The sequence below is a fragment of the Methanolobus sp. ZRKC4 genome, assembly GCF_045291305.1.
In the GTDB taxonomy this organism is placed as follows: Archaea; Halobacteriota; Methanosarcinia; order Methanosarcinales; family Methanosarcinaceae; genus Methanolobus.
In genome coordinates this window covers 3,027,740-3,051,680 of record NZ_CP146983.1, presented here as the reverse complement: position 1 = coordinate 3,051,680, position 23,941 = coordinate 3,027,740, and the positions used below count along the sequence as shown (strand labels likewise).

26 protein-coding genes are annotated in these 23,941 nt (G+C 41.6%); 8 read left to right on the top strand and 18 right to left on the bottom strand.

The features are described from left to right. Positions 1–2 precede the first annotated feature (2 nt). From nifK to nifH, 5 genes are read right to left on the bottom strand one after another with little or no spacing between them, the layout of a single operon-like run. Positions 3–1,373, bottom strand: coding sequence for a nitrogenase molybdenum-iron protein subunit beta (nifK, locus tag V7O67_RS15005; protein WP_406655553.1), 1,371 nt, complete (start codon positions 1,371–1,373; stop codon positions 3–5). 13 nt (positions 1,374–1,386) lie between these two features. Next, positions 1,387–2,964 carry a nitrogenase molybdenum-iron protein alpha chain gene (gene nifD, locus V7O67_RS15000; protein WP_406655552.1) on the bottom strand — a complete coding sequence of 526 codons (1,578 nt, stop codon included), beginning with the start codon at positions 2,962–2,964 and terminating at the stop codon, positions 1,387–1,389. Continuing rightward, on the bottom strand, positions 2,961–3,341 hold the full coding sequence (locus tag V7O67_RS14995) for a P-II family nitrogen regulator (protein ID WP_406655551.1): 381 nt from the start codon (positions 3,339–3,341) through the stop codon (positions 2,961–2,963). The genes nifD and V7O67_RS14995 overlap by 4 nt, the downstream gene beginning before the upstream one ends. Before the next feature lie 17 nt (positions 3,342–3,358). Continuing rightward, positions 3,359–3,676, bottom strand: a complete 318-nt coding sequence (locus V7O67_RS14990; protein WP_406655550.1) for a P-II family nitrogen regulator — start codon at positions 3,674–3,676, stop codon at positions 3,359–3,361. Between the two features lie 10 nt (positions 3,677–3,686). After that, positions 3,687–4,508 (bottom strand): nitrogenase iron protein, encoded by an 822-nt coding sequence (gene nifH / locus V7O67_RS14985; RefSeq protein ID WP_406655548.1) that lies wholly within the window; start codon positions 4,506–4,508, stop codon positions 3,687–3,689. 147 nt (positions 4,509–4,655) lie between these two features. Here nifH and V7O67_RS14980 point away from each other — a divergent pair, with 147 nt between their 5' ends. The 5 genes from V7O67_RS14980 (at position 4,656) to nrtS (ending at position 8,647) form a co-directional block, all read left to right on the top strand. Continuing rightward, positions 4,656–5,330 carry a hypothetical protein gene (locus tag V7O67_RS14980; RefSeq protein ID WP_342304076.1) on the top strand — a complete coding sequence of 225 codons (675 nt, stop codon included), beginning with the start codon at positions 4,656–4,658 and terminating at the stop codon, positions 5,328–5,330. Between the two features lie 118 nt (positions 5,331–5,448). Next, positions 5,449–6,897, top strand: coding sequence for an IS66 family transposase (gene tnpC / locus V7O67_RS14975; protein ID WP_406671410.1), 1,449 nt, complete (start codon positions 5,449–5,451; stop codon positions 6,895–6,897). A gap of 81 nt (positions 6,898–6,978) precedes the next feature. Further along, positions 6,979–7,125, top strand: coding sequence for a hypothetical protein (locus tag V7O67_RS14970; protein WP_342304077.1), 147 nt, complete (start codon positions 6,979–6,981; stop codon positions 7,123–7,125). A gap of 211 nt (positions 7,126–7,336) precedes the next feature. Beyond that, a complete protein-coding gene (locus tag V7O67_RS14965) occupies positions 7,337–8,326 on the top strand; it encodes a 4Fe-4S dicluster domain-containing protein (RefSeq protein ID WP_342304078.1) in 990 nt (329 codons plus the stop codon). A 51-nt stretch (positions 8,327–8,377) separates the two neighbouring features. Continuing rightward, positions 8,378–8,647 (top strand): nitrate/nitrite transporter NrtS, encoded by a 270-nt coding sequence (gene nrtS / locus V7O67_RS14960; RefSeq protein WP_406670406.1) that lies wholly within the window; start codon positions 8,378–8,380, stop codon positions 8,645–8,647. Positions 8,648–8,686: 39 nt separating this feature from the next. Here the strand turns inward: nrtS and V7O67_RS14955 are convergent, their stop codons facing one another. The 4 genes from V7O67_RS14955 to V7O67_RS14940 all read right to left on the bottom strand — a co-directional run bounded on the left by V7O67_RS14955 (position 8,687) and on the right by V7O67_RS14940 (position 12,470). Beyond that, positions 8,687–10,165 (bottom strand): response regulator, encoded by a 1,479-nt coding sequence (locus V7O67_RS14955; protein WP_406670405.1) that lies wholly within the window; start codon positions 10,163–10,165, stop codon positions 8,687–8,689. Between the two features lie 45 nt (positions 10,166–10,210). Further along, positions 10,211–10,519 carry a hypothetical protein gene (locus V7O67_RS14950; RefSeq protein WP_342304080.1) on the bottom strand — a complete coding sequence of 103 codons (309 nt, stop codon included), beginning with the start codon at positions 10,517–10,519 and terminating at the stop codon, positions 10,211–10,213. A 269-nt stretch (positions 10,520–10,788) separates the two neighbouring features. Beyond that, on the bottom strand, positions 10,789–11,127 hold the full coding sequence (locus V7O67_RS14945; RefSeq protein WP_406655546.1) for a P-II family nitrogen regulator: 339 nt from the start codon (positions 11,125–11,127) through the stop codon (positions 10,789–10,791). 5 nt (positions 11,128–11,132) lie between these two features. Further along, entirely contained in the window at positions 11,133–12,470 is a 1,338-nt protein-coding gene (locus V7O67_RS14940; RefSeq protein ID WP_406658264.1) for an ammonium transporter, read from the bottom strand. A gap of 421 nt (positions 12,471–12,891) precedes the next feature. On the opposite strand from V7O67_RS14940, the gene V7O67_RS14935 reads away from it, so the two are divergent. Beyond that, positions 12,892–13,047 (top strand): hypothetical protein, encoded by a 156-nt coding sequence (locus V7O67_RS14935; RefSeq protein WP_406670403.1) that lies wholly within the window; start codon positions 12,892–12,894, stop codon positions 13,045–13,047. A gap of 99 nt (positions 13,048–13,146) precedes the next feature. On the opposite strand, the gene V7O67_RS14930 is transcribed toward V7O67_RS14935, so the two are convergent. Together V7O67_RS14930 and V7O67_RS14925 are read right to left on the bottom strand one after the other, a co-directional pair. Continuing rightward, entirely contained in the window at positions 13,147–14,121 is a 975-nt protein-coding gene (locus tag V7O67_RS14930) for a DUF128 domain-containing protein (protein WP_342304084.1), read from the bottom strand. 90 nt (positions 14,122–14,211) lie between these two features. Next, positions 14,212–15,861 (bottom strand): ABC1 kinase family protein, encoded by a 1,650-nt coding sequence (locus V7O67_RS14925; protein WP_406670401.1) that lies wholly within the window; start codon positions 15,859–15,861, stop codon positions 14,212–14,214. 218 nt (positions 15,862–16,079) lie between these two features. On the opposite strand from V7O67_RS14925, the gene V7O67_RS14920 reads away from it, so the two are divergent. After that, positions 16,080–16,349 (top strand): DUF3303 domain-containing protein, encoded by a 270-nt coding sequence (locus V7O67_RS14920; protein WP_406655543.1) that lies wholly within the window; start codon positions 16,080–16,082, stop codon positions 16,347–16,349. Between the two features lie 24 nt (positions 16,350–16,373). Here V7O67_RS14920 and V7O67_RS14915 read toward each other — a convergent pair whose 3' ends face one another. The 5 genes from V7O67_RS14915 to V7O67_RS14895 form a co-directional block, all read right to left on the bottom strand. Continuing rightward, the gene (locus tag V7O67_RS14915; protein ID WP_342304087.1) at positions 16,374–16,922 is read right to left on the bottom strand and encodes a hypothetical protein; all 549 of its coding nucleotides are present in this window, start codon (positions 16,920–16,922) and stop codon (positions 16,374–16,376) included. Positions 16,923–16,994: 72 nt separating this feature from the next. Further along, on the bottom strand, positions 16,995–17,342 hold the full coding sequence (locus V7O67_RS14910; RefSeq protein WP_406670399.1) for a phasin family protein: 348 nt from the start codon (positions 17,340–17,342) through the stop codon (positions 16,995–16,997). Positions 17,343–17,487: 145 nt separating this feature from the next. Beyond that, a complete protein-coding gene (locus V7O67_RS14905) occupies positions 17,488–19,209 on the bottom strand; it encodes an ABC transporter ATP-binding protein (RefSeq protein WP_406670397.1) in 1,722 nt (573 codons plus the stop codon). A gap of 62 nt (positions 19,210–19,271) precedes the next feature. Next, a complete protein-coding gene (locus V7O67_RS14900; RefSeq protein ID WP_406655539.1) occupies positions 19,272–20,015 on the bottom strand; it encodes a geranylgeranylglyceryl/heptaprenylglyceryl phosphate synthase in 744 nt (247 codons plus the stop codon). A 7-nt stretch (positions 20,016–20,022) separates the two neighbouring features. Next, positions 20,023–20,172, bottom strand: a complete 150-nt coding sequence (locus V7O67_RS14895) for a 50S ribosomal protein L40e (protein WP_406655538.1) — start codon at positions 20,170–20,172, stop codon at positions 20,023–20,025. 218 nt (positions 20,173–20,390) lie between these two features. Here V7O67_RS14895 and V7O67_RS14890 point away from each other — a divergent pair, with 218 nt between their 5' ends. Beyond that, complete coding sequence (locus V7O67_RS14890) at positions 20,391–21,038, top strand: hypothetical protein (protein ID WP_406670396.1); 648 nt, start codon at positions 20,391–20,393, stop codon at positions 21,036–21,038. Positions 21,039–21,085: 47 nt separating this feature from the next. Here the strand turns inward: V7O67_RS14890 and gatB are convergent, their stop codons facing one another. Beyond that, on the bottom strand, positions 21,086–22,507 hold the full coding sequence (gene gatB / locus V7O67_RS14885; protein ID WP_406670395.1) for an Asp-tRNA(Asn)/Glu-tRNA(Gln) amidotransferase subunit GatB: 1,422 nt from the start codon (positions 22,505–22,507) through the stop codon (positions 21,086–21,088). Continuing rightward, positions 22,507–23,934, bottom strand: a complete 1,428-nt coding sequence (gatA, locus tag V7O67_RS14880) for an Asp-tRNA(Asn)/Glu-tRNA(Gln) amidotransferase subunit GatA (RefSeq protein ID WP_406670394.1) — start codon at positions 23,932–23,934, stop codon at positions 22,507–22,509. The genes gatB and gatA overlap by 1 nt, the downstream gene beginning before the upstream one ends. Positions 23,935–23,941 lie beyond the last annotated feature (7 nt).

The following is a 23,941-nucleotide window of genomic DNA, read 5'->3' as shown; positions in this document are numbered from 1 at the left end:
CGTTACTGTACGACCTCAAGCTCTTCCTCAGGGACTGTCTTGTCCTTAATGTCAAGGAAAGTGTTTCCGATCCACTCAACCATGCGGGCTGCTCCTGCATATCCCATAACAGGGAAGTGGTGGAGATTTGCCCTGTCCATGATCGGGAATCCAACCCTGATCAGTGGTATGTCTTCTGCAAGTGCTATGTGTTTGCCGTAGGTGTTACCTATCAGCATGTCCACAGGTTCGTTCTTGATAATCTGGTGGAGGGTGAACAGGTCTGCTCCGGTAAGGATCTGTGAGTCAGGGTACAATGGGTGTACCATTTCTGACATTTCCTCTTCGAATTTCTTGCTCACAGTACCTGAAAGGACTACTGTTGGTTCCATTCCCATCTCAAGCACCAGGCTTGTCAGCCCCTGGAGTATGTCAGGATCACCGAAGATAGCTACCTTCTTCCCATAGTAGTGTGGATGGGCATCTGTCATCATGTCAACAATCCTTGCTCTTTCCTGTTCCAGTTCCGGTGGGATCGGGACATTTGCCAGCTCAGCCGCCTTCATGATGAATCTGTCAGTGTAGCGTACACCGATTGGTGCAGGTCCTATTTGGACAGGCATCTTGAACTTGTTTCTAAAGATGTTTGCTGCTGCGCCTCCTGCCATGCTGCAAAGTGCTATGGTTCCCATGGAGTTTGCACTGTCTTCCATATCTCCTATTGGCGTTCCGCCCTTTGCATAGAGTGCTCCTTCCCCGGAAAGCCCGGAATCGAATACATCTGTCTGGTCAGGAAATACGATTGCAGGGATATTCATGACAGAGAGTATCCTCTTTATCTCACGAATATCTCCCGGGTCCACAAAACCCGGTATGATGTTGAGCTTTCCATTTGGTTTTGTTTTTGTGGCAAAGGTTGTAACAAATGACTTTACCATGTTGTCGTAACCTGTTACGTGTGAACCTACATAACTCGGAGTTGATGCAGCACAGAGCTTGATTGAAGGATCAATAAGCTCTTCCATCTCAACATCTTCTATTATCTGGTTAACGTCATCACCTATGGTTTCTGCAACACATGTTGTGTGAATTGCAACAACTTCCGGAGTATAAACCGCTTCAATATTGGCAAGCGCCTGCTTGAGGTTTGATGCACCGCCGAAAACTGCTGTTCCTTCATAGAAACTACTGGTAGTACCTACGTTTTGCTCCCTGTAATGTCTTGTAAGGCACATTCTCAGGTATGAGAGGCATCCCTGTGAACCATGACTGTGGGGCATACAGTTGTGTATACCCATTGCAGCATATACTGCGCCAATAGGCTGGCATATCTTGGCAGGGTTGATAACCAGTGCATCTCTTTGAATTGCTTCCTTTGGAGTATAATCTAACATCTTTTCTCCTCCCTTACTCTGCCTTCCACGGGGTTTTCATGAGCTTCCAGGTTGGGTTGTTAACTGCCATGTCTACGTCTCTTGCGAAGTTAAGCACACCAGAGAATCCGGTGTAACGGCCACTGTAATCATAGGAGTGTATCTGCCTGGATGGAACTCCGCATTTCTGTGCCATGTACTTGTCCTTAATACCTGAACAGAACAAATCCGGTTTGAGTTCCTTGATGAGGAATTCTGTCTCGTAGTGGTTCAAGTCGTCTACCACTATTGCGCCGTCAATCATTTCAGGCATCATTCCTTCGTAGTCCATAAGTCCAAGCTTTTCCTTAAGCTCCTTCATGCGTTCTTCACTGATTGCTGGCTCAAATCCTTCTTCCTTTTCATAGTGAAGATCTTCAAGGATTCCACTCGAAGCTTTTTCCTTCATGCCTTCAAGGATTTGTCTGCCTTCGTAGTCATCACGATGAGCAAACTGGTATCCTGCAACAACTACTTTCATTCCAAGATCTTCGAAGAGGTTCTGGTAGTGATGTGACCTGGACCCGCCAGAGTAAATAAAGACTTTCTTGCCTTCGAGTCTGTTTCTGTACTTCTCAAGTTCCGGCTGGATCTTTGCCATTTCTTCTTCTATCACTTCTTCTGTCTTCTTTTTAAGTTCAGGATTATCGAAGAACTGGGCCATCTTTCTGAGTGACTTCTTTGTGCCTTCGACACCAACATAGTTGACTTTTAACCATGGAACGCCGTACTTTTCTTCCATCATACGGTTAGTGTAGTTAACTGATCTGTGACAGAGTAGTATACTGAGCTTTGCATGATGCGCTTTAGCAAGATTGTGATACGATCCGTCTCCTGTGAAACTTGAAACCATGCGGTATCCTATCTTCTCAAAGAGTGGTCTGATCTCCCAGAGATCACCACCGATGTTGTATTCACCAAAGATGTTGATGTCAAATGGTGTTGGGTTCTCCAGTTCTTCTGTGCCGATCAGGTGCTCCATAAGGACATTACTTGCGATGTGGTGTCCAGCTGACTGGCTGACGCCTCTGTAACCTTCGCAGCGAAGGGACATTACTTTTACACCATGTTCAGCTTCTGCTTCTGTTGCGACTGCCTCGATGTCGTCGCCAATGAGTCCTACCGGACATGTTGCACAGACCGATATTGCACCGGGCTTGAAGATTCTCACTGCATCGTCAATGGCTGCTTTTAGCTTTTTTTCACCACCGAAAACAATATCTGTTTCTACCATGTCGGTGCAGAAACTGTATTGTATGAAGTTGTCACCGCCGTCTTCAGCTTTTGCCATGTTACGCCTGGTTCCCCAGGTGTAATATGCACAGCCGATTGGTCCGTGGACAATGTGTACCATATCCTTGATCGGTCCCATGACTACACCCTTACCACCGGCAAAAGCACAACCCCGGTTTGTCATGATACCGGGCACTACCTTGCTGTTGGCTTCGATATGCTGTTCGGAGCAGGAGTTCTTTACAGCAAAATGCTTTCTCCTGTCCTTTGCCACTTTTTCAGGATATATCTTCATCATTTCGTCAATGACTTTTTGAGAGGATTCTATTTCAGAACTCATTGTCCTTCCCTCCCCACAGTGATCTCTCCTTCTTCTCCGGTCCTTATCCTGAATGCTTCAGGTATGTCTGTTACGAAGATTTTCCCATCCCCTGCATGTCCGGTCCTGTTGATGTTAATGATGCGCTGGATTACCTTCTCAGCTGCCCTGTCATCGACAATAATGGTGAACATACGCTTTGGGATAAACGGGATGCAGTTCTTTGCTGTAACACCTTCCTGTTCTGGAAGTGGTGGGTCGAATTCATAGCATAATCCCTTTTGCTTTCCTCTTCCCATCACCTTTTCCACTGTAAAGGAAGGGTATCCGCATTCTGAAAGTGCATCAAGTGTCTTGTGCACCTTGTTCATGCGAATGATTGCTGTAATTTCCTTCATTGAAATCCCCTTCTTATTTACAGTCCGCATTCACCGCTACGTATTGTGTAAGCGCTTTCAACCGGGTTTACGAATATCTTCCCGTCTCCGTATTTTCCAGTATGGGCTGAACTCTTGATAATGTCTACAACCTTTGGCTTGTCTTCGTCTTCCACAACCATCATGAGCATTGTTTTTGGAAGCTCATCGAACTGCACTTCAGCAGTGTGAATGCCTCTTTGCTTTCCTCTTCCGAAGACATCTGTCTTTGTAAGTGATACGAAACCTTCCTTCTCAAGTCCTTCAACAATGTCGCTTACCTTGTTGGGCCTGACTATTGCACGGATCATTTGCATTTGTTTCACCTCACAATTCGATGATACCGAACTCTACCATCATTGCTTCAAGATCGTCCATTTCAAGAGGCTTCGGAATGACGAACTTGTCATTGCTCTGGATGTTCTCAGCCAGTGTCAGGTATTCCTGTGCCTGGTCACAATCTTCATCGAAGTCGATGACAGTCTTCTTGTTGATCTCGGCACGCTGGACAATATTGTCTCTTGGAACAAAGTGGATTAGCTTGCTTCCAAGCCTTTCCGCAAATGCTTCGAGAAGTTCGCGTTCGCCGTCTACCTTTCTGCTGTTACAGATGATCCCTCCAAGACGTGCACCGCCCTTTGCGTACTTCTGGATACCCTTGCAGATGTTGTTTGCTGCGTAGATAGCCATGAGTTCCCCACTGGCTACGATGTAGATCTCCTGTGCCTTTCCTTCTCTGATTGGCATTGCGAAACCTCCGCATACGACATCACCGAGTACGTCATAGAATACGTAGTCCAGTTCATCCTCGTATGCACCAAGATTCTCAAGGAGACCAATTGAAGTTATGATGCCCCTGCCTGCACAACCAACACCGGGCTCAGGCCCGCCGGATTCCACACACTTGATTCCGCCAAATCCCGGTTGAATGAGATTGTCGAGTTCGATGGATTCGTCGCCTTCTGATCTTAATGTATCGAGTACTGTCCTTTGGTTAAGACCTCCAAGAAGCATTCTTGTAGAGTCAGCCTTAGGGTCACATCCTACCAACAGTATCTTTTTTCCCATGGTGGCGAGTGCTGCAGTCAAATTCTGTGTTGTTGTCGACTTTCCGATTCCGCCTTTTCCGTATATTGCTACTTGTCGCATGGTCTTTTCCTTCTGTACTTTGTAAATTTTTATGTTGTACTGTTTTGGAGCTGACGTGCTTTATAGTACAACGGAATCCTATGTTCTATGTTATATTATAAAAAACTTTGTGTTACTTGATTCTGTTAAGTTAAGGAGTATGAAAATATGAACGAAAATCAAAATTTTAATATACACCCTGATAATTTAATTAAGTTAATGTCAAATGAAAAATATGATAAATCTATTCATGAAAATTTCACACTTAAATATAATGGGGGTGCGGTAGAATCACATGAAATGAATGCAAATGATCTTGCTAAATCATTAATGGCTTTATCAAATGTACTTGAACGAGTTACATACATTACAAACGGATCAAATTCTAATATATTTGTCAAAGTAAAAGGTTCATTTAAACCGGGGTCATTTGATGTTGATCTTGTAACTCTTTTGACGTGTGCTGGTGTACAAACAGTTGTAAATTCGGTTGCTATTATAGGATTTATAAAAGATAATTTTAAATCATTGATATGGTTTTTCAAAAAAACGAAAGGAGAAAAAATTGAATCAATAAACCATCTTGATAGTAACAATATTGAATTGATTTTGAATAACTGTGAGAAAATCACAGTTAATAACTATGTGTTAGCCGCATATCAAGATAAAGTTGTAAGAAAGGAAATTGAAAATTTTGTATCTCCATTAGAAGATATGGACATGTCAGATATTACATTATTACATAATGGCATTGAACAAACAAAAATCACACGTGATGAACGAAAATATTTTTACGCACCTGGTGAAGATGTGATTGTTAATAAAAGTACTGATTATTTGTAACTATTCAGCCTGACTGTTTTAATGATGCAAAAAACAATATACTATGGCTTCATTCTATGTGTTAAAAAATATTCAGTAAAATATCATAAAAAACGTCTATCAATCTGAGGGGATTTGTATAGACCGCGAAGAAATACTTGCAGTTTATGAAGCTGGTCCAGAAGCAGTAGTAGAACTTGTAACTCGATTACTTGGGATAATTGAACATCAATCTCTCCAAATTGCACAACTTGAAGAGCGTGTCAGGCATTTGGAAGAAATGCTTGAAAAGAATAGTCGCAACAGTAGCAAACCACCTTCTACTGATTCTTATGCACGGAATAAACCAACCGTTAAAAGTCAAAGAAAAAAGACCAATAAGCATGTAGGTGGTCAAAACGGTCATCCTGGTACTACATTAAGAATAAATGATGATCCGGATGAAGTTATTGTTCATCCTGTTAATCAATGCGTCAATTGTGGGAGATCGTTAGCTTCTGTTCCCTCTGACTATGAAAGAAGACAGGTCTTTGACATTCCTCCTATAACTATCAATTGCATTGAACATCGTTGCGAGATTAAAACATGTCCCAAATGTTCTCATGTAAACAAAGCTCTTTTTCCAGATGGTGTAACTCAGCCGACTCAATACGGTCATCGAGTTAAGTCATTTGCAGTTTATTTGCACACTTACCAATTACTTCCTTATCAGCGTGTTACCAAGTTGTTCTCTGATATTTTGGGATGCAAGATAAGTCCTGCTACTTTGGTGAACACGGAACGTAGTTGTTTTGAGAAGCTTGGAGCTTTTGAAAATACAGTGAAACATCTCCTGAAAGAATCTCCTGTCATCAATCTGGATGAAACAGGAATGAGAATAAATGCAGTTCGTAATTGGCTTCATGTGGCAGGTACAGACAAACTGACCTATTATTTTGCACATCGCAAAAGGGGCTCAGAAGCAATGGATGCTATGGGCATATTACCAGGTTACACTGGTGTTGCAACACATGATTTTTGGAAACCGTACAACAAATATGAATGTCAACATTCATTATGTAATGCACATTTATTACGAGAGTTAACTGGAGCTTCCGAAAACAGGGATCAACAGTGGCCAAAGATAATGAGTGATCTCTTGATATGCATTAAACATCATGTTGATAATGATCTTTTAGATACTGAGCTAATTCAAAGGTTCAGTGAGGATTATGATCACATAACTTGTTTAGGAGTGAATGAAAATCCTCCTGATCCGGAATCAAATGTGCGGTCTAAAAAACGAGGACGTAAGAAGCAGACCACGGTAAAGAATTTGCTGGATAGGTTTATTGGCCATAAAGAGGATATCTTGCGATTTATGTACGACCAAAACGTTCCGTTTGATAACAATCAGGCTGAAAGAGATATCAGAATGACGAAAGTACAGCAGAAGATATCAGGTACTTTCCGCAGTGAACAGGGTGCAAAAAATTTCTGCCGTATAAGAGGATACGTGTCTACTGTTAATAAGAATTCTGAATCTGTTATCGATGCAATTAGTGCAATATTTTATGGCAATTCATTTGTTCCAAAGTTGCAGAATTGATCGTGGATGAAGAAATCAGCTTGGTGGAAGTGAGCTAGGCTGAATAGTTACCATTTTACAATACTAAAAAGGTGAACAACTATGGAATATGATGAAAGAGACACAATATATTCTCGATTACAATTAAAGAAAGGTTCTAAGGAATCTGATGATTATTATTCCCTAAATCCTGACAACAAAGAATCAGATATGAAACTTAAGATGAAACTTTGTAACTATTCAGCCTGATAAAAACACTATCAATAGCAATCTTGACAAAAAGTTGAGACCTACATTTTATTAGGATCATTAATTTTGATTGTTGCCATTGATTGCTTTTTTGATTCTTAGGTTGTTAGTGAGCAAACATCTCCGTTTTGATTAAATCAGTATCAATAGGCTAATTGTGGTAGGCTGAATAGTTACGAAACTTTTTAGTAAAAAATCAATTGGAAAGGGAATGCCAGATAAAGATAAATCGGAAGGGAAACCTTCGAATCCATTTATGGGAATGGGAGAAGATGTATCTGATCATGAATATGCTAGTATTCAATTAATGCAGGAATACCAAAGAATTGCAGCCGAAATAGATGACCAGGCTTACAATATGCCAGTAAATTCCAAAAAAAGGAAAATTCCTGCTAAAACGATGTCAATCCTGCTAAAAGAATTTGTGAAATTATCAGGTATAGATGTAGTTGGTATTACTAAGGTGGAACCTGGTGATTTATACACACATAGAGGTTCTAATAAAAAATCATATGAGTATGGAGAAAAAGTTGAGCACATATTCGAGTATGCAATCGTATTTGCAGCACCATTAGAATTGGACTACATTAACCGTGGACCCAATAAGGAACTATTAATGTCTACAATGTTGGGATACGCTAAGAGTTCCGAAGTTGCAGCAAGACTTGTTATGTATATCAAAGATATGGGATACGATGCAATAACAGACAGTTCCACTTCTTATGAATCCCCCCTCTCCTTTTTAGGCGAAAAGGCAGGACTCGGTCAAATGGGTAGATGTAATGCAGTTGTAAATCCTAAATATGGAAACCGTACAAAATTTGCTGCCGTCCATACAAATCTTCCTTTAATTGAAGATGAAATGATTGATTTTGGCTTACATGAATTTTGTGAAATATGCAGATGCTGTGAAGACAACTGTCCGTCAAAAGCAATCTCCCATGAAAGTTCTGTGAGCGAAGATGGACGAAAATATTGGAAACATGATGTTTCATCTTGTATGGAAATGTGGGTCAGAATGGGAACTAGTTGCGGAGTATGTATGTCTGCATGCCCTTTTTCACAGGGTGTTGATGAACAACTTGTTTTAAGAATGAAAGGTAATAAAAATGTAATGGAGGAAATTCTTGAAACCCACCGTGAGAAATATGGGAAAAGAAACTATGAAAAACAACCTCTTGCTTTCATGCCTACAAAATAATTTTAGGTTTTGTAGAATTCCTCATTTAGATAACAAATATTGACAAATATTATGAATCCGAATTCACACAATGCTAAGTGGAAGACTTGGTTCGAAGCGTTCCAGCTATTTTTGTATGGCAAGACGCTTCAATCGTGTCTACCAGTGGCACTTATTGTCGGCTTACTTTTGTCAACTATCAATCAAAGTGATGTTATTTTAAATGGAGCTGCAACCACCATTACATGGCTAAAAGTCGGAATGAACTTTGTTATACCATTTTGTGTTTCCAGCTATGGAATACTTAAAGGGTGTCGTTTAGAATCCCCAATAGTCATTTGATGTGCATCTTTTCTTAATTCAAAGCTATAATTCAAGTTTTTATTTCTGGGCTTTCTTTAATGTGAACCAGAAAATACTTCCTTTTCCTTCCGGATTATCGTTCACTCCTACACTTTCGCCATGCAAGTCCGTGATTCTTTTTACAATAGCAAGCCCGATTCCATTTCCTTTTATATTATCTTTATGCAATCTATTAAAACGATCGAAAACAGCTGCTTTGTCTTTATCTGGTATGCCATCTCCCTGATCGGTAATATTCACCTTCCATTTGTCACCAACATCATCAACTTTTATTCGAATAATTGTACTGTCAGGGCTGTATTTTATTGCGTTTGAAAGCAGGTTAGAAAAAACACCTTGTATCATTGGATTGGCCAGTACAGGATAAGAAATACCTGATAACATGTCCACTTTAATCCCTTTATGCTCGATTTCCGGTGTAAAACTTTCAATTGTATCTCGTATTATTGGTCCAAGCTCTGTTCTTACAAAAACCATCTCTTCCATTGATTCCAGTTTTGCAAGATGTGCTGCATCCTCGATAAGTTCAATAAGTTTTAAATTTGATTTCTTGATATTATCGATTATACGTTTTTGTTCATCACTGGGGTTTTTTTCTTCAAGTATCTCAGTAAATGACTTTATTAGTCCTGCAGGATTTAGCAGATCGTGGCGTAATACATCGGTGAAAAGATCCTTCAGATCATTGGAATGCTTGAGCTTGTTTGCATATTCCATCAACTTGATCTCGTCTTTTCTTTTCTCTGTGATGTCTTCTCCTGATATCAGGATGCTTGTAATGTTATGTTCTTCATCAGTCCGGACTGAATCATACCACCTGAACAGTCTTTCTTTTCTGGTGAGGGTCATTATGGGATATTCATGGTATTCAGGGCTATTGGATTTTCCTTTTTTCAGAAGTTTGTCATATTTGCTTTTTACATGCTCTACATAAGTTTCTGCAACAAAAAGGTCCAACCAGTCTCTATTAATGATATTCTCTCGTTTATAACCAAGAATATCAGCACCTTTTTTGTTTATGTGGATAAGTTTGTAATTTTTGTCAAGAACAGCTATCAATACTCCGACACAATCTAGGTATTCGTATGCTTTGTTGCGGTCAGTGAGTAGTGAATCATGCTGCTCTTTGATGCGCAAAAGGGCTCTTATCTTTTCGTTAAGTTCAAATTTATCAGCAGGTTTTTTCAGGAAGTCATCCGCACCAACTTCAATTCCTTTCTGATGATCATTCCTGGATGTCAAGGCAGTGAGCATTATAATGGGTATAAAATCAAGTTTGTAGTCCTGCTTGATTATTTTGCATACTTCAAACCCGTCCATTCCGGGCATAACTACATCAAGCAGTATGAGGTCTGGACTTTCTGTTTTCACGATTTTAAGCGCGTCCTCACCATTTGAGGCTGCAATTATATCGTAAGTCTCAGAAAGATATGATGTAATAAGTGCTACGTTGATCCTCTCATCATCAACGATCAATATTTTATTTTGGTGCTTCAAGTATATCGTGTATATTTATATTAAATATACTATATTAAGTGTGTGCTATTTTGTGTTGGGACGAATGTCTTTGTAATATGCCTGATCGCTGCTTGCGTTCCCATTCACAATGTCCATTACTTCCCTGAAACTCTCAAGTGAGGCTTCGATGTTCTCTATTATCTCGTTTGCAAGAACATCAGGGTCAGGAAGATTGTCAAGGTCTGCAAGGCTTTTGTCCTTGAGCCAGAAGATATCAAGGTTTGTCTTATCCCTGGCTATGATATCATCGTAGCTAAATCTGCGGAAATACCCTTCTGGATTTCCTCGCTCCAGTTCTCTTTGCGATTGTGACGGTCTTTCGGGTTGTAGCACTGGATGAATTCTTCAAAATTTCTTTTTTCAGACAAGATTCAAATAAGAATCCACAAGTAACCAGAAAAGCCATCAATTCAAAATAGAAAAGCACAATGTAAAAGTGAATTAGGGAAGAGCCCCAGAAAACTATGGAAATACTATACATTGTGACAACTGGACTTGCAGAATCCTGTGGAATAGGTATATTGAATTCCCGGGGCTCACTGTGATTGTTCTGTAATGTAAGTAAGTATGTTTTTAAAAATAAAAGAAGAAGAAGAAAGCGCTTAAAGCGCATCTCCGTCGGTTTCGCCTGTACGAATTCTGAGTATCTTCTCCACCGGATAGATGAAAATCTTACCATCGCCGATTGAACCGGTTGCAGCGTTCTTCATGATGATATCGACAACTTTGTCCATGTCATCGTCGCTGACAACCACTTCCATCTTGATTTTTGGAAGCAGGTCTACGCAGTATTTCCTGCCTCTCCACTGCTGCATGATGCCCTTCTGCTTTCCGCGTCCCTTTACGTCGGTTACGGTCACACTTTCAAAGCCTGCATCTTCCAGTGCGTCCTTTACTTCGTGAATCTTCGTAGGCCTTATGATTGCTTCTATTTTCCTCATTTAAATCACTCCTTTGCGATAAGGAATTCCGGATATGCAGTGATACCGTGTTCAACAACATCCAGTCCTGCAATTTCATGTTCTTCTGATACACGGAGTCCTATTACCAGATCGATCAGCTTGAAGACTATGAGTGAAATACCAAATGCCCATACTATGCTGAGTACTATTCCAACTATTTGAATAAGGAATTGTTCGTAGCCACCATAGATAAGTCCCACTCCTTCTGCAGCATACACTGCATCTGCAAGTATTCCATTGCCCATTCCTATTGAAAAGATACCTACTGAAAGAAGCCCCCAGCTGCCAGCATAACCATGTACTGCAATAGCACCTACGGGATCATCTACCTTGAGTACGTTTTCGTTGAACATTACACCCATGTAAACTATAATTCCACCTACAAGGCCTATGACAATTGCTGCCCAGTTAGCAACTGAACCACATGGCGCCGTGATTGCCACAAGACCTGCAAGAAGTCCGTTTGCGGTAAGGGATGGATCAGGCTTCCCTGTTTTTATCCAGGTGATGATCATGACTATGATTGCCCCTGCACCTGCTGCAAGGAATGTGTTGACAATTACAAGATTTGCGTATGGGTCGTTTGCATCGAGTGTACTGCCGCCGTTGAATCCTACCCATCCGAATGCCAAAATAAGTGTACCGAGGAATGCAAGTGGAAGGCTGTGACCTGGAATTGCCATTGGCTTTCCGTTCTTGAACTTTCCGATTCTTGCGCCTACCAGCAGTACGCCTGCAAGAGCTGAGTATCCACCGATTGAGTGCACTACTCCTGATCCTGCAAAGTCGTGGATTGGAACACCAATTGCGTCAACGATGAAACCAGTTGTGAGTATTCCCGAACCACTCCATACCCAGTGTCCGTATACAGGGTAAATAAGTGCTACCATAAGTATTGTGTAAATGAGATATGCCCTGAAATCAGTCCTCTCAGCCATCGCACCGGAAACGATTGTTGCACCGGTTGCTGCAAAGACCATCTGGAACCACCAGCTGTTCCATAGTCCGTTGTCTGCACCCATAAGGAAGAACTGGTCAATACCAATCAGTCCTGCAAAATCAGCCCCGTACATTATTCCCCAGCCTACTGCCCAGTATACGATGATGCCAAGGGAGATTGTCATAAAATTTTTCATGAGAATGTTAGCAGTATTCTTTGTCCTGGTAAGACCTATCTCTACCAGGGAAAAGCCCGCATGCATCAGGAAGACAATTGCGCCGGCTAGCAGGAGCCACATGAAAGTAAGTGCAATCTGAAGGTTTTCGATTGCTACGCTGTTCTCTTCTATTGAACCGGCAGATGCCGGGACAATAAATGCCATAAATATTACGCTGACCAGCAGCAGGAACTGCCAGATCTTCTTTGAATTATATTTCTTTGATGTTTCGTTCATAAATGCACACCTTTATTTGTCAAAACTATCGGAATACGGATGCTATGTGTAGACTTTATTATATTTAAAAATTTTGGTTTGCGCACATTACTTAATATTTTTATTTTGTTCATTACTTAATTTTAATGGAATGTTGTGCACATTTAGAGCCCAAACTGAGCAAAAAATCATAAATCCCACACATTAGATATTTTTCATTTCAAGCAATATAATAGAAGTCCCTTTTTTTCACACATATTCTTCATATTCTTGTGGTGTGCTGGGGTAAGAGCTTAATATCAGTTGAATTATGAAAAAAGTTTACAAGCAATAAATTGGTTTTTATATGTGTATTATTTTTGTGGGGAGTATGTCTGCTGTTTTTACAAAAATTATGATTGGACAGTTCAAAATTGAAAGGTCAATAGAGAAAATCCTCGCTCTTGGTACAATAGGGATTAAAAAAGCAATTTTCAGATACTATACCTATGAAAAGTTCAGGGTCAATGGACTTGATTTCATATAGTATCTTCTTCATTGAATTTGGAAGGGGCATTATCAATGCTAAGTAAATAAATACGGTAAAAAATAATACGTATCTGGTTGAAGGTATTGAGCAATCCCATCAAAGTCTCTTCATCTTGCTATATTCCATAACAGTTGACACCGGATGTGTATCTACATTGATCCCGGCTTCTTCAACAGCAGCAACAGAATTTATTCCTACCATTACGGGGATGCCGACCTTCCCTCTTTCTATAGGTGCATAAAAAACATCTTCTCCTTGGTCACCTATTGTAATATGGCCGCTGATGTCATCTTTTTTTGCCATTTCCATAATCTCTGCTGCCCTCTGGGCTGCAGATGCAGGTATCTGGCGCACGTTTGCAAGCATCTTTCCATTGCCTGTATCAATGGCTTCAAGTATGGACGTTGATTTACGCCTGAGGAATATCTTAATTGGGTCAATGGATGTACCGCTATATGATATGAGGTCCAGAAAACCAGTTGGATTATAGTCTTCCATTTGCATAAGACCGCCATAAATGGGGACTACAGGGACACCGTTATTCAAAAGTAAGCCGTCAAAAGTGATACTACACACAGTGGCGATGGCAACTTTTCCATCAGGCACATAGATATCAAGGTCTGTATCCTCTTCAATAATTCCTACTCTTGGGCTGATGGTTGCACCATGATCCATTGCATATCTTATAATGTCTGTGGCATTATCGTAATCATTTTTGTCAATGTTTGTTATATTGACAATAACATTGCCTTTGCCGGATTCCATGTCATAGTTTGCTTTATACATCAGCTCTTCGATCTTGGTAATAACAAAACCAAACCTGTCACTTATAAGCGCATCACTGAGTTCCTTCTTGCCACGTTCGGTTATAGTGCGTCCGATGTATCCGTGTTTCTTAGTGAATCCTCTTTCATCCAGTATGCGTAAATGATATCTTACGGCTCTTTCTCCTATCGCATAACCACGATTGTGGAGCTCGTCAGCTATAAGGCGCGCACCTACTGGCTTGTCACTTTCACTGATAATGCGCATAATTTCGACAAGCTTTCTCTCAACGTTTGGGTCAGTCATTTTTTCACCGAAGATGGTTGTTGATGGCTATTGTCAACGAAGTCGAAGTATTAGTTATATTCTATGTCTATTTAAGATGTACTGTTAAATTCATATCCTTCCTGTTCGAAGAATATACACTACCAACCACATTCCCAAAAATCCTGCCATCAAAAACCCGATGACCCCAAGCAGTGGAACTCCCCAGATATGTGGCGCCATTCCTGTTTGAATTACCAGGGATGATCCTACGATTATGGCTGAAATGATAAGACTAAAGGCAAGACGATTGCTTGCCGCATCGATCTCAGCAACTACCCTGTCAAAACCCTGGGGTTCAAAGCGCAGTTTGAGGTAACCCCGCTCAGCGATATCCAGTACATGGGATATCTTCATAGGTGCCCGGTGAAGAACACGGGACCAGTTGCTAATGTCCCTATAAGCGCTGCCTGCAATATTAGTAAGCCGAATACGGTCCTTAATTGCCTTCTTTGCAAAAGGTTCTGCTACAATTGTCAGATTTATCTGCGGGTCCATTATGCTACTAAAACCTTCTATGGTCATAGCACCCTTTGATAGCAGTGCAACATTGGCAGGAACTCTGACCTGGTATTTTCTCAGGACATTTATCATTTCTTCCAGTATCAGTGCAGTATTAAGCTGGCTTAAGGACCTTCCATAGTATTTGTACAACAGGTTATCAATGTCGATCTTAAGCAATGCTATATCCACTTTATCTCCTATGGAACCAAGATCCCTTAAAAGTTCAATGTATAATGCTGTGTCTCCTTTGGTGATTGCAATAAGTTCGTCAATGAGTAGATTGCGCATATCATGAGAAAGAAAACCAGCCATTCCAAAATCAAGGAGAGCTATCCTGCCATCGCTCATTATGAACACGTTTCCTGAGTGCAGGTCCGCATGGAAGAAACCGTCCTCATAGACCTGCTTCATAAAGGCTTCGATAACAATATTAGCTATCTGTTTTCTATCGAGTCCCGATTCGGCAAAGTCATCGAACAAAGTGCTTTTTGTACCATCAATGTACTCCAGTGTCAGGACTTTCATACTGGTGTAGTCCCAGTAGACTTCAGGAATGTATATGTGCGGATCATCCTTGAAATTGTGCGCAAACCGCTCAGCGTTCCTGCCTTCCTGTGTGTAGTCCATCTCATTATGGATGGAATGCTCAAACTCTTCTACGATTTCAAGAGGTTTGTAAAGCCGGGCTTCAGGAATATGCTCTTCTGCAAAGCCGGCGATACTGTACATTATGTCCAGGTCTGCATCGATGGTTTTCTTGATTCCCGGACGCTGGACCTTTACAACTACATCGTCACCGCCTTTTAGTTTTGCACGATGGACCTGGCCGATAGAAGCAGCAGCAATAGGTTCTTTTTCAAAAGACTCATAAAGGTCCTTGATATCAGAGCCCAATTCTTCTCTGATGAGCCTTTCAACTTTTTCAATTCCAAAGGGCTGTATGTCATCCTGAAGTTTGGAAAACTCCTTTATGTAGTCAGGAGGTATAAGGTCATGACGCATGCTGAGTATCTGGCCAAGCTTTACATATGTGGGTCCGAGTTCTTCCAGCATCAATCTGGCATTTTTGGGTCTGGAATCGGTGTCTTTTATTACCTTTTCCTGTTTTTTGATCCTTGATCTTAAAGGTCTGATATTACCTATTCCCATCCTGTCAGCGATGTGCCCGAACTCGTATTTTATCAGCGTATCAACGATCTTTCCATATCTTTTTATCATTGAATACCTGTGTAATTTGCGGTTTCTCATTATCTTCCTTTGACTTCGATTTTTTTGTTTGGGTGTATTATTATTTATGGTAGGCTTTATTATTAAATTATCGTCGATACCTGTGTTTTAAAATTTAGAGGGACAGTTATATAATTCCTTCTTCCAAGTTAATATTGTCAGAAATTATCTGGCGATTTGTTCTAAAAGAAATAATAAGGAGTGGTAAGATGTTATTTTTAGATATAAGTACATGGGAACCTGAAAACAGTGAAAAGATAATTGAGCATTTCAAGCAGTTAAGACCACCGGCCGGCGTGAACATAATCAATCAGTGGGTAGATATTTCCGGTGGCAGGTATTTCATATTATATGAAGCGGATGATGCAAAAGCATTTGCTGAATTCAACCTTCCATGGTCTGACATATGCTTTATTGAGAGCTGTCCGGTGATGGAGTCTACGGAATTCATAAAATTAATGGCTGCAAAGGGAGTATAATCTCCTCTTTTTTATTTTTTGTCTTTAATTAGCAGGCATCAACGTGATTATTTTTTCACTGTCTCCTATCTTCACAGTGAATTCTCCATCAGGCAGTGCACTGGTGTCATATTTATGACTAAAGTTGCCTGCAATATCAGCTTTGATAGTCTGGGTGGCTACAAAATCTATCTTTACTTCCTTTTCGCCATCCATTGCGTTTCCTTCTACGGCAATTTCATAGTTCCCGGCTGGCACATTCTTTTCAAAGAATTCAGCAATTCCGTTCTCAGCATCAAAGCTACGTTTAAAATCTACGAACATATGGACGATAAAATTCAAGTCCGCTACTTTTTGTGACCTTACTTGAAAACTGTTACTACCGCCAGGAATTCTAATATTCTCAAATACATATCTATATTCATTGTCAATGACCGGAGTGTATATCGTGAATGAAACTGTCATTCCTATGTTTTCTCCAGGGCTTGTTTTTCCTACTATGTCCAGTATATCTCCGGTGTAGGGTTTGGTGGGAGAAATGCTCCATTCATCTAATGGTGCATTCGGGTTCTCCTCCGTTTGGTCATAGATCAAAGAATAAAGTATCTTTGAAAAAATTAAAAAGAGGTTATCGCTTTTGCTAAAGATTACTCCTCCTTTTTAATGTTAAACATCCTTCTCTTCGTCGTCTGAACCTGTGAGCTTGTCAAGTTTTGCATCAAGTTTTTGAATGATATCTTTGAGTTCCCTGACTTCATCTTTTGTTGCAATGTCAGCCTTGTTCATGGTTTCCTGAACCTTGGATGATATTTTGTTTTCCATCTCTTCTTTTTGTTTTTTGTGCTCATCTTTGAGATCGCGTATGAACTTCTTTCCTTCTTCTTTCTTCATCTCGCCGTTTTCTATGAGCTCATCGGTAATGTCCTGGAATTTTTCTTCAGTTAGCGCCCACATTCCAATTCCTAAAAGGCCAGCCTTTTTCCAGATATCTGTTATTTCTGAAAAGTCTTTCATTTAAAACCTCCACTAATTAATTATCGTGTGTTACAATAAAAATCTTATTCTGAAAGCTATTAGTATTGATACAGGGTTTAACCTGGATGTTATATTTCAAATCCTTGTAAGTAAAAATAAAAGACAAAAAAAGAAAATAGAACCTTCAGTTCTTCATCAATTCACTGATGTCATGCTCAAGGTAGCTCGCATTGCTCATTTCGATGAGTCTGCTACATACTTCTTCAGGTTTGCTATCCATTATTATCTTGCCATTGTCGACGAGTACTGCCCTATGTGCAACTTCTTTTACAAAATCCATGTGATGACTTACAAGGATCACAGTAGTTCCAAAAGTGTCATTGATTCTTTTCAGGGAATTGGTGACATCCCTGAGAGTTACCGGATCAAGGTCCCCGAAAGGCTCGTCAAGAATCAGTATTTCCGGGTTTGTTGCAAGGGCGAGTGCGATGTATGCACGCACATGCTCCCCTCCACTTATCTGGTAAGGTGTCTTGTCAAGGACTGAAAGTGGAAGATCAAGAGCTTCGAATACGCCTACTGCATGTTTGTCAACATCTTCTTTTGTGACCAGGGGGAAAAGTTTGGAGTATATGTCGATAGACATATTCAGTTCCCTAAGAACCTTGTCTTTCTCGTCTTCATTGACTTCAGTGATTCTGTAAAGCATGTCAAGAGCTTCATCTGATATGCCTAGCTCTGCAGCTCTCTTTCGGGCATATAAAAGTGATCTTTCACCTTTAAGACGCAGTTTGAAAGCCATCTGTTCCCTGACAGTTGAGTGAGGTGAAAGTGTGAATTCCTGGTGCATTATGCTGATCTTCTTGCGCAGATCCAGGCGCTGTCTTGTGAATTCAAGGATGTTCAGCCATTCCCCTTCATGAAGGTAGCTGATGTTTCCTTCTTTCGGAGTTCTCAACCCTTCTATCATTTTCAGGATTGTTGTTTTACCTGCACCTGACTGGCCTATAAGTGCTGTTATCTCTCCACGGTTTATATCAAGGGAGATATCTTCAAATTTAAGCACTTCTCCGACTCTTAAAATAAAAAAACGGTTTGATAGTCCTGTTACTTTTATTATTGGGCCTTCATCATCTCTTTTTGGTAGTGGGACTTGCTCTTCAATATCCTTGAGGAAATGCTTCAAAACCTTTTCAGTTTCTCCTATCTCCAGAAGTTTTCCATCTTCCAGATATGCTACCCTGTCCGAAAGGTAAAGGTGTACTTCCGGAAGGTGAGAAACAACAACAATAGGGATGTTTAGCCTGCCTTTCATATTCTTTATGACATCTAGTATCTCCTGTTTCGTACCAGGTCCTGTCATGGTTACCGGTTCGTCAAGAAGTAGCATTTTTGGTTTTGCGGCGAGCTGGCGGGCTATAATAAGCCTCTGTTTTTCCCCGCCACTCAGGAGATTTGAAGAATGCAATGCCTTATCATCAAGACCAACGAGCCTCATGTATTCCATGGCTTCTTTTTGTACCTCATCATAGTTGTGCGCATCAAGTTCAGGTACGCCTTCGTGTCCTTCTGTAAGAGCATTCAGTCTGCGAATAATATTTTCAATGGCAGGTCCGTTCCATAGCCCGAAATTACGTTGAAGGTGTATTGCGCTGTTATTTGTAAGGAATTTAAGTTTTTGTTTGTCTGCATTTGGCTCGATCCTTTGTTCATCGAGTTCAAAATAACCTGAATCAAAATCTTCTGTCCCACGGAGTATCTTCAAAAGGGTAGTTTTTCCGCTTCCGCTCTTGCCTGTTACTCCAAGTATCTCCCCGTCGGCAACGCTGAAACTTATGTTGTCCAGAACACGCTTTTTATCGTTTTTGAAGTCATACTCTTTTGAGATATTGCATACTTCAAGCATCGTTAAAACTCCTTGGATGGTTCAGGTCTGAAAAATATATAAGAAAAAGGAAAGCCCTTTAATTAGTTTTTGATAGCTGATACTAGTTCTTCAATCTTGGCAGTAACATTGGAGTTCTTCTCTACAACGGTACCTGTGACTATCATGTCAGCTCCGGCAAGAGCGCATTTCTTTGCGGAAGCTCCGTCACGTATACCTCCGCCGACTATCAGTTTATTGTCGCCGAGGACGTGTTTGACAGCACCTATCATCTCCGGCCTTACAGGTTCATCAGCCCCTGATCCGGCTTCCAGATAGGTATAGTGCATTCCAAGGTACTTGCCTGCAAGTGCATAGGCAACTGCAATATCAGCCTTATTTTTTGGGATGAGCTTTGCATCCCCTACCCAACCAACAGTGCCTCCTGGCTCGACTATAAGGTATGCCATGGAGATGGGTTCTATGCCACTCCTGTATACCACCGGGGCACCCATTGCCTGGTTGGTTGTTATGAAACTAATGTCCCGGGAGTTTAGCAGGCTCATGAAAAAGATAGCGTCAGCATAACGGCTGACTCCTGCTGCATTTCCGGGAAAAAGAACTGTAGGTTTGTCAGTCTGTTCTTTTATTTTAAGAAGTGTCTGGTCAAGCAGTACACCTCCGGCTCCTGTGGAACCACCGACCATAATAGCATCCGTGCCACCCTGGGCAGCGGCAAAAGCAATTTCTGCAGCTTCATCGGGAGACTGGGATGCAGGGTCGATAAGTGTCAAGTGAACTGTACCTTCGCTTTCTGCGATATCATTGAGGTACTTTTCCACTTGCATGAAAAGATCAGCCGCCTCTGGATTCCTTGGATTTTGGACGCAGGCTTTTGTTGTTGCATTTTCTACATCTTGTTGCACGAATAGCATTGCGTGCATTGCATTTCATACAGATCTTCTTATTGAGTATTCTATCTTCAGCTTCTGGAAATCTTCCCATGATTTTCACCTGATCATTGTAATGTGATTAATTAGAATAATGATAGGCTGCTTACATGAAGTTCAAAACATATAATTGTTTTGGCAAATCCATGTTCTATTTCGTATCCTATTGAGTTATTCTGTCACTGTCTTCTATGGTATAAATACTCATGCTAATTATCGTTTCTACAGGACAAACTATTTAATAAGTATCATCATTAATAATTAACGATTGATATGACAAATGATGATCTGGAGCAAAGAAGACAGGAATGGTATGATAGGATGAAGAAAGAGGGTAAGCTCAATAAGAGTCCTACTGATGATCATAATGCAAAACTGAAGACCCTGCAGAACCCGGTTCGAAGAGATATCATCAAACACCTGAATGATAAGAAGATGACCTTCGATGAACTAAAGGCCGAGTTCAAGCTGCAGGATATGCCGATGAAACTGCATCTGAACATGCTGGAAGCTAACCTTTACATTGAAAAAGAGGATGAAACAACCTACGTCATCACACCACGCGCAGAGGTCTATCTTGAGAGTATTGAACCAACAGATGACCTAAAACAAAGAAGTGATGAATGGTACGAGAAAGCAAAAAAAGAGGGAAAGCTCAAGGCAAATCCTACCGAAGACCATAAGGCGGGATTGAATGCACTTCAGCATCCTGTACGCAGGCACATTGTTGAAAGTCTGGGTGAAGGGAAAATGAGCTTTGATGAGGTCAAGGCCAAGTTTGACCTTAATAATGTACAGGCAAAGCTGAATCTTGATATGCTTGAAGATACTCTCTATATTGAAAAAGAGGATGATACGACTTACGTTATCACACCACGTGGTGAGGCATTCCTTGAGAACGTTGAACCAAAGCACCTGTAATAATTAACAAATTAAAAAAGAAATAGATATGGGGTTTCAGCCCCATCTTATTCATTCAGTTTTGCAATGAGTTTTTCTCTTGCTTCACGGGCATCTGCACGCCCTTTTGTCTTCTGCATGACTTTGCCTACGATGAAGTTCAGGGATTTTTCCTTACCTGCGAGGTAATCAGCTACAGCTTCTGGATTTTCGGTAACTGCTTCTTCCACAGCTTTTGCCACGATATCGTCCTCAACCTTGAGCAGGCCTTTTTCTTCTACAATATCCTGTGGCTTTCCACCCTGGTCAAGGATAGTGCGTATAATCTCAACACCGCTTTGCTCTGTGATCTTGTTATTTATTACAAGTTCTATTACTTCGACAATGTCCTCCACAGTGAAAGCATCTATTCCAAGGTCACGGTAATTGAGCTCTCCTTTGAGGATATCGGCAACCCAGACTGCTGCATCTTTGGGATCAACTTTTGCTGCAACCTCTTCGTAGAAGTTGGCGACCTTTATCTGTGAGGTCAGTGCCTTTGCATGCATGTTGGACATCTCGTACTGCTTCAGGAAACGCTCGCGTTTCGCATCCGGCAATTCCGGCAGTGTCTCCAGGATTGCAGGTACCCTGTCGGCAACTCTCATAGGCACAAGGTCAGGTTCCGGGAAGTAGCGGTAGTCGTGTTCCTCTTCTTTGGTACGCATGGACAGCGTGACACCTCTTGCCTCATCGAAGTGCCTTGTTTCCATAACAATCTCTCCACCACGGCGGACTTGGTTTTTCTGTCTCATTATTTCGTAGAGCAGTGCCCTTTCGGCTCCCTTGAAGGATGAGATGTTCTTGACCTCAACACGTTCTCCCCAGAATACGGAAACGTTTGCATCAACTCTCATGGCACCCTCCAGGTCACCATCGAAAACATCAAGGTAATCAAGGATGCTCCTGAGCTTGTCCAGATATCGCCTTGCCTCCTTCGGGCTTCTCATGTCAGGCTCGCTGACGATCTCGATAAGTGTCATTCCGGAACGATTGTAATTGATGAGTGTTCCTTTGGACTTCTCGATGGTTCCTATGTGCTGGAGTCTTCCCGGGTCTTCTTCCATGTGGGCACGGGTGATGCCGACAACGTGTTCTCCATCTTCTCCTTCGATGACAATTTTTCCATTGCCTGCAATAGGGAAATCATACTGGGTTGTCTGGAAGCCCTTTGGAAGGTCCGGATAATAGTAGTTTTTCCTGTGGAACTGGGTCTGCCCTACGATTTCGCAGTTAAGTGCGAGCCCTATTTTGATGGCAAATTCAACTGCCTTTTCATTGATAACAGGTAGTGATCCCGGAAGTCCCAGGCATACGGGACAGACATGGGTGTTTGGCTCGTCGTTGTGGTAGTCGGTGGAACAGCCACAGAACAGCTTTGTGTTGAGCTTGTTCAGCTGGACGTGGACCTCAAGTCCTATCCTGACACCGTCGGGGTTTTCGTAAACCATTATGCCACCTCCCCTGGTCTCTTTGTATGATGATCTGTATTCTGCTCGAAGCTGTAAGCAGCCCTGAGGATATTATTCTCATCAAAGTGCTTTCCTATTATCTGTAATCCTACAGGCATTCCATCTGAGAATCCGCATGGAACGGATATGGATGGTACGCCTGCAAGGTTGATTGGAACGGTGTTGACATCAGCAAGGTATAATGAAAGTGGGTCATCGATCTTCTCACCGATCTTGAAAGCAGGTGTTGGCATGGTTGGTGCCATGAGTACATCAACTTCAGATAGTGCTTTATCAAAGTCCTGTTTCACAAGGGTTCTGACCTTGAGGGCTTTGAGATAGTATTTGTCATGATAACCTGCTGATAATGCATAGGTTCCCAGAAGTATTCTGCGCTTGACCTCGTCACCGAATCCTTCAGCACGGGTTTTTGAGGCCATCACATGCCAGTTGTCACCATCTGCACGGAATCCATATCTTGTGCCGTCAAAACGTGCAAGGTTGGATGATGCTTCGCTCATAGCTATAATATAGTAAGATGCAAGTGCGTACTTGGTATGTGGCATTGATACTTTTTCCCAGGATGCTCCCATGTCTTCGTATTTTGCAATGGCATCCCAGACTGCCTTTTCTACACCTTCGTCAATTCCTTCTCCGAAATACTCATCAGGAACACCGATCTTCAGCCCGTTGACATCATCTTTCAGTGCTTCACTGTAGTTGTTCTCCCTGTTGATTGATGTGCTGTCCCTGTTATCATAGCCTGCAACAATGTCCATGAGTGTTGCAATGTCAGTCACATTGGTTGCAAGAGGCCCTATTTGCTCCAAGGAGTTTGCATAAGAAATAAGTCCGTACCTTGAGATGCATCCGTATGTTGGTTTCAGTCCGACTACACCACAGAAGGCTGCAGGACATCTTACTGAGCCGCCAGTGTCCGAACCCAGGGAAATTGGTGCCTCGCCTGCTGCAACGACTGCTGCACTTCCGCCTGATGAGCCTCCGGGGACCCTGTCGTTATCCCAGGGGTTGAGGGTTGCTCCGTAGTAGCTGGACTCTGTGGATGTGCCCATGGCGAATTCGTCCATATTGGTCTTGCCGAGTATCACAGCACCGGCAGCCTTGAGTTTCTCAATTACATGTGCATCGTAAGGAGGAACATATCCCTGCAGTATCTTAGATGAACATGTGGTTGAAAGTCCTGTTGTGGAAATATTATCCTTGATGGCAATAGGCACACCTGCAAGTGGTCCCTCGTGGCCGTTTGAGTCTATTTCACGAGCAACATTTATTGCCTCGTCCCATACAGTTGTGAATCCATTTATCTTACTCTTGCCGATGGCCTCGATGTAGGTTGCTGTAACCTCTTCTGCGGAACTTTCCGCAATTTTCTGTTTTATTCCAGAGATGTCTGTCCATGCTGCCATACTTCTC